The organism is Shimia sp. (assembly GCF_041624275.1).
Taxonomy (GTDB): Bacteria; Pseudomonadota; Alphaproteobacteria; order Rhodobacterales; family Rhodobacteraceae; genus Shimia.
On the sequence record NZ_JBFJVE010000097.1, the window covers coordinates 1 to 10,935 of the forward strand.

13 protein-coding genes are annotated in these 10,935 nt (G+C 65.2%); all 13 read right to left on the minus strand.

Annotated elements, in window-relative coordinates; genetic code table 11:
- The coding region (gene nuoF / locus ABZD10_RS09140; RefSeq protein WP_372885974.1) for an NADH-quinone oxidoreductase subunit NuoF at positions 1 to 814 on the minus strand (814 nt) is incomplete at its 3' end.
- 4 nt (positions 815 to 818) lie between these two features.
- The gene (locus tag ABZD10_RS09145) at positions 819 to 1,046 is read right to left on the minus strand and encodes a DUF5337 domain-containing protein (RefSeq protein ID WP_372885975.1); all 228 of its coding nucleotides are present in this window, start codon (positions 1,044 to 1,046) and stop codon (positions 819 to 821) included.
- A 3-nt stretch (positions 1,047 to 1,049) separates the two neighbouring features.
- Entirely contained in the window at positions 1,050 to 2,216 is a 1,167-nt protein-coding gene (locus ABZD10_RS09150; RefSeq protein WP_372885977.1) for an NADH-quinone oxidoreductase subunit E, read from the minus strand.
- Positions 2,216 to 3,439 (minus strand): NADH-quinone oxidoreductase subunit D, encoded by a 1,224-nt coding sequence (locus ABZD10_RS09155; RefSeq protein WP_372885979.1) that lies wholly within the window; start codon positions 3,437 to 3,439, stop codon positions 2,216 to 2,218. Before ABZD10_RS09155 ends, ABZD10_RS09150 begins: the two co-directional genes overlap by 1 nt.
- Positions 3,439 to 4,044, minus strand: coding sequence for an NADH-quinone oxidoreductase subunit C (locus ABZD10_RS09160; protein WP_372885980.1), 606 nt, complete (start codon positions 4,042 to 4,044; stop codon positions 3,439 to 3,441). The genes ABZD10_RS09155 and ABZD10_RS09160 overlap by 1 nt, the downstream gene beginning before the upstream one ends.
- On the minus strand, positions 4,041 to 4,568 hold the full coding sequence (locus ABZD10_RS09165) for an NADH-quinone oxidoreductase subunit B family protein (RefSeq protein WP_372885982.1): 528 nt from the start codon (positions 4,566 to 4,568) through the stop codon (positions 4,041 to 4,043). The genes ABZD10_RS09160 and ABZD10_RS09165 overlap by 4 nt, the downstream gene beginning before the upstream one ends.
- Positions 4,568 to 4,933 carry an NADH-quinone oxidoreductase subunit A gene (locus ABZD10_RS09170; RefSeq protein WP_372885984.1) on the minus strand — a complete coding sequence of 122 codons (366 nt, stop codon included), beginning with the start codon at positions 4,931 to 4,933 and terminating at the stop codon, positions 4,568 to 4,570. Before ABZD10_RS09170 ends, ABZD10_RS09165 begins: the two co-directional genes overlap by 1 nt.
- A 420-nt stretch (positions 4,934 to 5,353) precedes the next feature.
- Positions 5,354 to 6,139, minus strand: coding sequence for a crotonase/enoyl-CoA hydratase family protein (locus ABZD10_RS09175; RefSeq protein ID WP_372885985.1), 786 nt, complete (start codon positions 6,137 to 6,139; stop codon positions 5,354 to 5,356).
- A gap of 11 nt (positions 6,140 to 6,150) precedes the next feature.
- Complete coding sequence (locus tag ABZD10_RS09180; protein WP_372885986.1) at positions 6,151 to 7,011, minus strand: hydroxymethylglutaryl-CoA lyase; 861 nt, start codon at positions 7,009 to 7,011, stop codon at positions 6,151 to 6,153.
- On the minus strand, positions 7,004 to 7,669 hold the full coding sequence (locus tag ABZD10_RS09185; protein ID WP_372885988.1) for a glutathione S-transferase family protein: 666 nt from the start codon (positions 7,667 to 7,669) through the stop codon (positions 7,004 to 7,006). The genes ABZD10_RS09180 and ABZD10_RS09185 overlap by 8 nt, the downstream gene beginning before the upstream one ends.
- Before the next feature lie 3 nt (positions 7,670 to 7,672).
- Positions 7,673 to 8,332: a glutathione S-transferase family protein gene (locus tag ABZD10_RS09190; RefSeq protein ID WP_372885990.1), complete on the minus strand. Its 660-nt coding sequence runs from the start codon at positions 8,330 to 8,332 to the stop codon at positions 7,673 to 7,675.
- On the minus strand, positions 8,329 to 10,290 hold the full coding sequence (locus ABZD10_RS09195; RefSeq protein WP_372885991.1) for a biotin carboxylase N-terminal domain-containing protein: 1,962 nt from the start codon (positions 10,288 to 10,290) through the stop codon (positions 8,329 to 8,331). Before ABZD10_RS09195 ends, ABZD10_RS09190 begins: the two co-directional genes overlap by 4 nt.
- 105 nt (positions 10,291 to 10,395) lie before the next feature.
- Positions 10,396 to 10,935 (minus strand): carboxyl transferase domain-containing protein (locus ABZD10_RS09200; RefSeq protein ID WP_372885993.1); only part of this gene is annotated, 540 nt, incomplete at its 5' end.

Genomic DNA, 10,935 nt, shown 5'->3' on the forward strand with positions numbered 1-10,935 from the left:
CGCAATGCTTGTCGATCAGCTCTTCGAAGGAAATCGACATCGCCTCCTCGACCACACAGGGGTTGTTCACATGACCCGAGATGCCGAAGATCTTGGTGCCCGCGTTGTTCGGGCGGCCGAAGGACGAGAACCATTCGGGGCCGCGACGCAGGATGGTCGGCACAACGGCGATGGATTCGACGTTGTTCACCGTGGTCGGGCAGCCATAAAGGCCGGCGCCTGCCGGGAAGGGCGGCTTCATGCGCGGCATGCCCTTCTTGCCCTCGAGGCTTTCCAGCAGCGCGGTTTCCTCGCCGCAGATATAGGCGCCTGCCCCGTGATGCAGGAACAGGTCAAAATCCCAGCCCGAGCCGGCGGCGTTGCGGCCCAGAAGACCGGCGTCATAGGCTTCGTCGATGGCGTTCTGCAGGGCTTCACGCTCGCGGATGTATTCACCGCGAATGTAGATGTAGCAGGTATGCGCGTTCATCGCGAACGAAGCGATCAGCGCGCCCTCGATCAGGGTGTGCGGATCATGACGCATGATCTCGCGGTCCTTGCAGGTGCCGGGCTCGGATTCATCGGCGTTGATCACCAGATAGGCCGGGCGACCATCGCTTTCCTTGGGCATGAAGGACCATTTGAGACCGGTCGGGAAGCCCGCCCCGCCCCGGCCGCGCAGGCCCGATGCCTTCATCTGGTCGATGATCCAGTCACGTCCGTTCTGGATAATCTTTGCCGTGCCGTCCCAATGGCCGCGCGCCTTTGCGCCCGCGAGCGTGCGCTCGTGCATGCCGTAGAGGTTGGTAAAGATACGGTCCTGATCCTTGAGCATCCTGTTACCCTTGCGTTCCCTGGCGCCCGCGCCAGATCTGAAAAATGTTCACCAGCGCCCAGATCAACGCCGCGATCGCGGCGAAATCGAACAGCAGCGCATAGCGCCCCGGCAGGCCCGCAGCCCTGCCCACGAACTGGGCGGCGATCCAGAGCAGCATGGTGCCGGCGATCACAAGGGCGACGATGCGCCCCTTGCGTGCCTGCTGCTGTTCTGTCAGCCCCCCGGTCATCCCTTAGTCCTCGTAGACGCCGCCTTTGGCGACCTTCTTGGAAAACTCGGTTTCTTCGCCTGCCGCCAGCTTCCCGGCCTGCTCGATCCAGCCATCACGCTCGATGCGTCCCTTGAAGGTCAGGCGGTTGTCGACCCAGGCGATCTGTTCCTTGGTCCAGGCGGCGATCTGGTCGAAGTGGTAGAAGCCCAGCTCGTTCAGCGTCTGCTCGAGCTTGGGTCCGACCCCCTTGATCTTCTTGAGATCGTCGGCGCCGCCCTCGCGGGCCGCCCCGAGGATCTCGGGCGCCTGTTCGGCAACCTCTTCGACCGCCTCTTCGGCCGCCGGTGCGGCGGCGGCGGGTGCCGGCTTGGGCGCCTCGGCCTTCTTGGCCTCTTCCGCCTGTTTGGCAGCCGGTTTCGCGGCTTCCGGCGCGGCCGGCGGTTGCGGCTTGGACGGATCGCGGCCGGCGACGGTGCCGTCGGCGCCGATCCAGGGGGTGCGCAGCGGCACTTCGGTGCCGTCGATGCGTTTCACCGTGTCGCCGATGTCGGTCGCCAGCTGCGCCGAGGCGTTGTACTTGGTCTTGCCGCTTTCATATTCCTTGAGCGAGGTCAGACCCGACAGCGGCTCGGAAGCAAAGCGGCCGTTCATCGGACCCGGTGCCGGAACCTTGCCGGCGGCGAGATCGTCGAGCAGCTGTGCAAAGCCTTCGGCGGTCATGTCCTCGTAATAGTCCTTGCCGATCTGCGCCATCGGCGCATTGGTGCAGGCGCCGAGGCATTCGACCTCTTCCCAGGAGAACTTGCCGTCCGCCGACAGGGTATGCGGCTTGTCGGCGATCTTTTCCTTGCAGACCGCGATCAGGTCTTCGGCGCCGCAGATCATGCAGGACAGGGTGCCGCAGATCTGGATATGCGCCACCGAGCCGACCGGCTGCATCTGGAACATGAAATAGAAGGAACAGACCTCGAGCACCCGGATATAGGCCATGCCGAGCATGTCGGCGATGGTCTCGATGGCGGGTTTGCTGACCCAGCCTTCCTGCTCCTGGGCGCGCCACAGCAGCGGGATCACCGCCGAGGCCTGACGGCCCTCGGGGTATTTGCTGATCTGGCCCTTGGCCCAGGCCAGGTTGGCCTCGGTGAATGCGAAACTCTCGGGTTGTTCGCTATGAAGACGACGAAGCATTAGCGGTCAATCTCCCCAAAAACGATGTCGATTGTGCCGATGATGGCCGCGATGTCGGCCAGCTGGTGGCCCGTCGAAATATGGTCCAGCGATTGCAGGTGCAGATAGCCCGGCGCCCGCAGTTTCGCGCGATACGGACGGTTGGAGCCATCGGCCACCATGTAGACGCCGAACTCGCCCTTGGGCGCTTCGACGGCGGCATAGACTTCGCCGGCGGGCACGTGGAAACCTTCGGTGTAAAGCTTGAAGTGGTGGATCAGGCTTTCCATGTTGGTCTTCATGTCGTCGCGCTTGGGCGGGGTCAGCTTGCCGCGCGCCAGCACGTCGCCGGTGGCTTCGCGCAGCTTGACGATCGCCTGGCGGATGATCTTGGTCGATTCCCGCATTTCCGCGACCCGCATCAGGTAGCGGTCATAGCAGTCGCCGTTCTTGCCGACCGGGATCTGGAACTCGAACTCGTCATAGCATTCATAGGGCTGCGCGCGGCGCAGGTCCCAGGCCAGGCCGGCCGAACGCGCCATGACGCCGGAATAGCCGTGCTGCAGGGCGGTATCGACGTCGACGACGGCGATGCCCACGTTGCGCTGCTTGAAGATCCGGTTCTCGGTCAGAAGACCTTCGATGTCGTCGAGGATGCCGGGGAAGCCGATCGCCCATTCCTCGATGTCGTCGAGCAGCGCATCGGGCAGATCCTGATGCACGCCGCCGGGGCGGAAATAGTTCGCGTGCAGACGCGCGCCACAGGCCCGTTCATAGAAGATCATCAGCTTTTCGCGCTCTTCGAAACCCCAGAGGTTGGGGGTCAGCGCGCCCACGTCCATGGCCTGCGAACAGACGTTCATGATGTGGTTCAGCACCCGGCCGATCTCGCAGTAGAGCACCCGGATCAGCTGCGCGCGGCGCGGCACCTCGGTGCCGGTCAGCTTTTCGATCGCCAGGCACCATGCGTGTTCCTGGTTCATCGGCGCCACGTAGTCGAGGCGGTCCAGATAGGGCAGGTTCTGCAGGTAGGTGCGGCTCTCCATCAGCTTTTCGGTGCCGCGATGCAGCAGGCCGACATGCGGGTCGCAGCGCTCGACGATCTCGCCGTCAAGCTCGAGCACCAGACGCAGCACGCCGTGCGCCGCCGGGTGCTGCGGACCGAAGTTGATGTTGAAGTTGCGGATTTTCTGTTCGCCGACCAGCGCGTCCGTGCTGCCGTCGTTATATCTGGAGCCGTCCATCACTTCGCCCCCTCTTTCTCGTCACCCGGAAGGATGTACTCAGCCCCTTCCCAGGGGCTCATGAAGTCAAACTGGCGGTAATCCTGGGTCAGTTTCACCGGCTCGTAGACGACGCGTTTCTCGACTTCGTCGTAACGCACTTCGGTGTAGCCCGTGGTCGGGAAATCCTTGCGCAGCGGGTGACCGCGGAAACCGTAGTCGGTCAGCAGGCGGCGCAGGTCCGGGTGGTCGGTGAAGACGATGCCGAACATGTCGAAGGTCTCGCGCTCGAACCAGTTGGCGCAGGGATGGACGCCGGTGATCGACGGCACCATTTCATCCTCGCGCAGGCTGACCCGCAGGCGGATGCGCTGGTTCTGGTACATCGACAGCAGGTGATAGACCACGGTGAAACGCTTGGCGCGCTCGGGGTAGTCCACGGCGGTAACATCGACCAGGGTGGAAAACTTGCAGTTCGGGTCCGACCGCAGGAATTCTACGAAGCCGGCGATATTGGCCGGGGTCACGTCGACATTCAGCTCGCCATGAGCCACTTCCCAGCCCAGAACGCAATCGGTGCGCTTGAACTCGAGGTGAGCGCCCAGTTCTTTCAGTGCTTCACTCATCTTTCAATCGTCCCCGTGCGGCGGATCTTGCGGTGCAGTTGCAGGATGCCATAAAGCAGCGCTTCGGCGGTCGGCGGGCAGCCGGGTACGTAGACGTCGACCGGCACGATCCGGTCGCAGCCGCGCACGACGCTGTAGGAATAGTGGTAGTAGCCGCCGCCATTGGCACAGGAGCCCATCGACAGCACATAGCGCGGCTCGGGCATCTGGTCATAGACCTTGCGCAGCGCCGGGGCCATCTTGTTGGTCAGCGTGCCGGCGACGATCATCAGGTCGGACTGGCGCGGAGAGGCGCGCGGCGCGGTGCCGTAGCGCTCGAGGTCATAGCGCGGCATCGAGGTATGGATCATCTCGACCGCACAGCAGGCCAGGCCGAAGGTCATCCAGTGCAACGAGCCGGTGCGGGCCCAGTTGATCATGTCCTCGGTCGAGGTCAGCAGGAAACCCTTGTCCTGCAACTCGGCATTCAGCGCCTGGGTGACAGCTTCCTTGTCAGTCCCGGACACCGTGTTCGCCCCGGTCATCACTCCCATTCCAGGGCTCCCTTCTTCCACTCATAGGCAAATCCGATGGTCAGCACGGCAAGGAACACCATCATCGACCAGAAGCCGACCATGCTGATGTCCTTGAAACCCACCGCCCAGGGAAAGAGCATGGCAATCTCAAGGTCGAAAATGATGAACAGGATCGACACGAGGTAGAACCGGACATCGAATTTCATGCGCGCGTCGTCGAAGGCATTGAAACCGCACTCGTAAGCGCTCACCTTTTCGGGGTCGGGGTTTCGGACGGCCAGGACAACAGCTGCGAGGATCAGGACGAGGCCAAGTGCGATAGCGATGGCCAGAAAGACGAGAATGGGAAGGTATTCCCTCAGCATCTCTTCCACGGGGTGGCTCCTTTCATGCACGGGTCAAATGACGTGCAGTCAGATGGCTGTTTTGACTAAGGGGGGTTTACCCCTGCCCCTTGGCAGGGTCAACCAATGCCCACAACATTCAATAAGCGATATGTAATGTTTTTTTAACCTGCATACAAAGGTATACAGGGCTTTCCGGCCGGGCTGCGTCAATAAGTCAGCCGATGCGCCCCCTGCTTTTAAAGGCTTTCCCGCACGCAGCGCATCGATTCTCCGACACCGAATTTGATGCAGCCGAGAGGCATCTTTTTGGCCGGGGCCTGCACGCCGCGACCTTTCGGAGCAGGACTGCGACAATTTACTTGGCAGCCACCCCGCGAACCGCCCGCTTTGCCGGGCAAAAGCCCGTCGCGGGAAGGCCCGCAGCGCCCATCCTGCCCCGCCTCGCGGTCAGCTGCCGCCCCACGAGGGTTTGCGCCGCTCGAAGAAGGCCGCGATTCCCTCGACCGATTCCGGGCTTTCCCAGCGGGCCACGAGGGCGGCGATGGTGTGGTCGATCACCGCATCGTCGATGCGCGGGCCAAGGGTGCGCACCAGTGCCTTGGCCGAGGCCACGGCCCCCGGCGCGCAGCTCAGATAGGGCAGGATCTCGGACTCGATGGCCGCATCCAGCTCTTCGGCGGGCACCGCCTTGGCCAGAATGTCCAGTTCCACCGCCTCGGCGGCATCGAACAGCCGCGCCGACATGAACACCCGGCGCGCCCGCGCCTCGCCCATGCGGGCCACCACATAGGGGCCGATGGTGGCCGGGATCAGCCCCAGGCGGGTCTCGGTCAGCCCCATGGTCAGCCCCTCGACACCGACCGCCACGTCGCAGACGCAGGCCATGCCGACGCCGCCGCCGAAGGTGTTGCCCTGAACCCGGCCGATCAGCGGCTTGGGCAGGGTGTTCAGCGCTTGCAGCATCTCGGCCAGAATGCGCGCCTCGCCAGCGCGGGTCGCCGGGTCCATGCCCTGCTGGGCCTTCATCCAGCCCAGATCGCCGCCGGCGCAGAAGCTCTTGCCCTCGCCGGTCAGCACCACCACGCGCACCGCATCGTCGGCGCCGAGGTCGGCGGCGGCCTGTTTCAGCTCGCGCAGCATCTCGCCCGACATGGCGTTGTGTTTCTCGGGCCGGTTCAGCGCCAGCGTCGCCACGCCACGCGCGTCGATGTCCACCTTGATCGTTTCAAACATAGCCACTCCTTTCAGCCCTGTGCCTGGCGCATCGCGCGCGCCATCTCTGCCGCTTCGTCAAGCACCCCGGCATCAAGCCCGGTTTCATACCCCAGCGCGATCAGCCGCGCATTCACCGCCTCGGTGGCGACATTGCCCTTGGCCCCGGGCGCATAGGGGCAGCCGCCAAGGCCACCGACCGCAGCGTCGAACACCCGCAATCCGCGCTCGAGCGAGGCCTCGATATTGGCCAGCGCCCGTCCGGCCGTGTCATGATAGTGCCCCGCCAGCCTGTCCGCCGGCACCTCTTGCAGCACCGCGTCCAGCATATCCGAGATGGTCTCGGGCCGGCCCTGACCGATGGTGTCGCCGAGCGAGATCTCGTAGCATCCCATCGCCAGCAGGGCCGCCGCCACCTCGGCCACCTTGGCCGGCGGCGTCGATCCGTCATAGGGGCAGTCGGTGACGCAGGAGACATAGCCCCGCACCGGGATGCCGGCCGATTTCGCCGCCTCGGCCACCGGCGCGAACCGGGCCAGAGACTCGGCGATGCTGGCGTTGATATTGGCCTTGGAGAACCCTTCCGAGGCGGAGCCGAAAATGGCGATCTCGTCGGCCCCTGCCGCCATCGCCCCGTCGAACCCCTTCATGTTCGGGGTCAGCGCGGCATAGGACACGCCCGCGACGCGGGTGATCCCGGCCAGCACATCGGCGGAATCCGCCATCTGCGGCACCCATTTGGGGCTGACGAAACTGGCGACCTCGATCCGGCGGAAGCCGGCGCGTCCGAGGCAGTCGACCAGCGCGATCTTTTCCGCCGTCGGGATCAGGCGCTTTTCATTCTGCAGCCCGTCGCGGGGGCCCATTTCGAAAATCTCGACATACTCAGCCATCCGGCACCTCGTAGAACGCTTTGCGATAAATCCGTGGCGCGCCCTTTGGGGGCTGCGCCTGTTGCCAGGCAGGGCGCGCCCGCAGCCTTTCAAGATAGGACAGCAGATGCGGCATTGCGTCTAAACGCAGGAACCGCGTCGCCACGTCGATGCCATAGCCCATGGCGCAATCGACGCCGCTGAAGCCGCGCGCCATCAGATAGTCGCGCCCGTCGCCGAGGATCAGCTCGAGCCGCCCCAGCACCTTGGCCAGCCGCCGGGTCTCGAGGCTGATCTGCGTCGGCGAGCGCATCGCCGGCTCGTAAAGCACGATATGCGACTGGGTGAGATTGGCCAGATGCTGGCCCACGGTCTCGGCATAATGCAGCATGTCCAGCCAGGCCATGCGTTCGGGGTCCCCGGCCGAGCGCCCCAGCCCGGCCTCGGGGCAGCGCTCGCAGAGATACTCGATCATCGCGCCGCTTTCGCACATCACCGCGCCATCCACCTCGAGCGCCGGCACTCGCGCCGCCGGGTTGATCGCCAGGTATTCCGGGCTGCGCAGCGACTTGTCGAAAAAGTCGTGCACCCGCAGCTCATAGTCCAGCCCCAGTTCCTCGAGCAGCCACAGCACCCGGACCGAGCGCGCCTCATGCGCGTGATGGAGAACCAGTTTCATCGCCTAGGCCCCCGGCACGTCGTAGAAGTCCTTCTTGTAGAACTCCTGTGGTCCGTCCAGCGCCCGCGCCTCCTGATAGGCGGGCCGCGCCTCGATCCGCGCCATATAGGCCCGCACGTTGGGAAAGCGGTCCATGCGCACGTAATAGGGCGCGGCAAAAAGGTTGAACCCCATCATCGCGTCGGCGGCGGAAAAGCCGCTTTCCAACAGCCAGTCGCGCTGCCCAAGCACATGCTCCAGCGCCTTCAGCGTCGCTGCCAGCCGCGCCGCCTCGAGCTTCAGCACCACCGGCGAGGCCGGGGTCGGATCGCCCATGAACAGGTGCTGCATGTTGAGGCTGGCCAGAATGCTGGCCTGGGTCTCGGCAAAGCCCAGCCACTCCAGATAGGGCACCCGCTCGGCATCGCCCGGCAGCCGGCCCAGCCCGTGCAGCGGCCGGGTCTCGGTCAGGTATTCGACGATCGCCTGGCTTTCGAAGATGGTGATGCCGTCGATCTCCAGCGCCGGCACCCGCCCCACCGGCGAGATCGACTTGAACTCGGCGGCCCTGAGCGAGCCGTCGGTGATCGAATAATGCCTGAGATCGGCACGCAGTCCCATTTCCTCGAGCAGCCACAGGATGCGGAACGAACGCGAAAACGGGATATGGTGCAGAAGGATCATGCCGCCGCCTCGTCAGCCTCGTCCTCGAGCCGGATCAGCGGCGCCCCGTCCTGGACCTGGTCGCCGGCATGGGCCAGCACCTCGGCGACCACGCCGTCGCGCGCCGCCAGCAACGAATGCTCCATCTTCATGGCTTCCAGAATGGCCAGCTTGTCGCCTTCCTTCACCTCCTGGCCGGCCTCGGCAAAGACCGCCTTGACCTGTCCCGGCATCGGCGCCGCGATCAGGTTGCCGGCCGCGCCGGCCTGCTCTTCGCGCACCAAGGGGTCGATGACGTGGAACCCGTAGGCATTGCCCCAGAACACCGTCAGATCATCGCCCGAGCGCGCGGTCCGGGCCCGCACCTTGGTCTGGTCCACCCACCAGGTGCCGGCATCGAAATGCACCCTGTGGCTGGTCTCGCCGAGATCGACGTCGTAAAGCCCCTGCCCCAGAACCGTCACCCGGGCGTCGATGCGCGCCTCGTTGTGGTCAAGCGAGATCGACTGCACCAGAGGCGTCCACAGCACCAGGCCGCCGGCAACCGGGCCACCGTCCTCGGCGACCAGCCCCAGCGCGCTGACCGCGGCAAAGGCGCGGATGCTGCTGTCGGCCACCGGGGCCTCTGCAAGCGCCTCGAGGTGGCGTTCGATCAGGCCGGTATCGACATTGCCGCCGGCAAAATCCTTCTGCGCCGACAGCTGGCTGAGAAAGGCGATATTGGTCACCGTGCCGCCGATGTCGGTGTGGCGCAGCGCCCGCTCGAGCTGTTTCAGCGCCACCGCCCGGGTCGGACCATGCACCACCAGCTTGGCGATCATCGGGTCGTACCAGGGGCTGATGCTGTCGCCCTGGCGCACGCCGCTGTCGATGCGCGCCTCTTCGGGGAAATTCAGATGCGACAGGGTGCCGGTGGCGGGCAGGAAGCCCTTGGGCACGTCCTCGGCATAGATCCGCGCCTCGAAGGCATGGCCGGTGATGCCCAGTTGCTCCTGGCGCTTGGGCAGGGCCTCGCCGGCGGCGACGCGCAGCTGCCATTCGACCAGGTCGACGCCGGTGATCGCCTCGGTCACCGGGTGTTCGACCTGCAACCGGGTGTTCATCTCCATGAACCAGAAACCGTCGGCGCGCAGCCCGTCCGAGCCGTCGACGATGAATTCCACCGTGCCGGCCCCCTTGTAGCCGATCGCCTCGGCAGCGCGCACCCCGGCCTGCCCCATGGCCTCGCGCACCTCAGGGCTCATCCCCGGCGCCGGGGCCTCCTCGATGACCTTCTGGTGGCGGCGCTGCAAGGAACAGTCACGCTCGAACAGATGCACCGCATGGGTGCCGTCACCGAAGACCTGCACCTCGACATGGCGCGGATGGGTGACGTATTTCTCGATCAGCACGTCGGCATTGCCGAAGGCGGTGGTCGCCTCGCCCCGGGCCGAGGCCAGCGCGTCCATGAAATCCTCGGGGCGTTCCACCAGCCGCATGCCCTTGCCGCCGCCGCCGGCCACCGCCTTGATCAGCACCGGATAGCCGATGCCGTCCGCCGCCCCCGCAAGATGTTCGGGATCCTGGTTCTTGCCGTGATAGCCGGGCACCACCGGCACCCCGGCCTCTTCCATCAGCGCCTTGGCGGCATCCTTGAGCCCCATGGCGCGGATCGCCTTGGCCGAGGGGCCGATGAAGACCAGCCCCGCCGCCTCGACCGCCTCGACGAAATCCGGGTTCTCCGACAGGAAGCCATAGCCGGGATGGATCGCCTCGGCGCCGGTTTCCAGCGCGGCGGCGATGATCACCTCGCCCCTGAGATAGCTCTCGGCCGGTGCCGCAGCGCCGATATGCACCGCCTCGTCAGCCAGCGCCACATGTTTGGCCTGGGCATCCGCATCCGAATAGACGGCGACGGTCCTGACCCCCATCGCGCGCGCCGTTTCCATGACCCGGCAGGCGATTTCACCGCGGTTTGCAATCAGTATCTTGTTGAACATCATCCGGCCTCCCGACCCAATTTTCTCTTGCCTGAAATATCCCGGGGGCATGGGGGCTGGCCCCCATCCGACCCTGCGCCCGGGGGCCACGCCCCCGGTGTCGCATCACATCCGGAACACACCAAACTTGGTCTCTTCAATCGGCGCGCAAAGCGACGCACTCAACGACATCGCCAGCACGTCACGGGTCTTGCGCGGGTCGACGATGCCGTCGTCCCACATCCGCGCCGAGCCATAAAGCGGGTGGCCCTGATGCTCGAACATGTCCAGCGTCGGCTGGCGGAACGCCGCCTCTGCCTCGGCCGACCAGCTGCCGCCGTCGCGTTCGATCGCATCGCGTTTCACCGTCGCCAGCACCCCGGCGGCCTGTTCGCCACCCATCACCGAGACCCGGCTGCCTGGCCAGGTCCACAGGAACCGCGGACTATAGGCGCGCCCGGCCATGCCGTAGTTGCCGGCCCCGAAGGAGCCGCCGACGATCATGGTGATTTTCGGCACTTTGGTGGTCGCCACGGCGGTCACCATCTTGGCGCCGTGGCGGGCGATGCCCTCGGCCTCGTATTTCTGCCCGACCATGAAGCCGGTGATATTCTGCAGGAACAACAGCGGGATGCCGCGCTGCGAGCAGAGTTCGACAAAATGCGC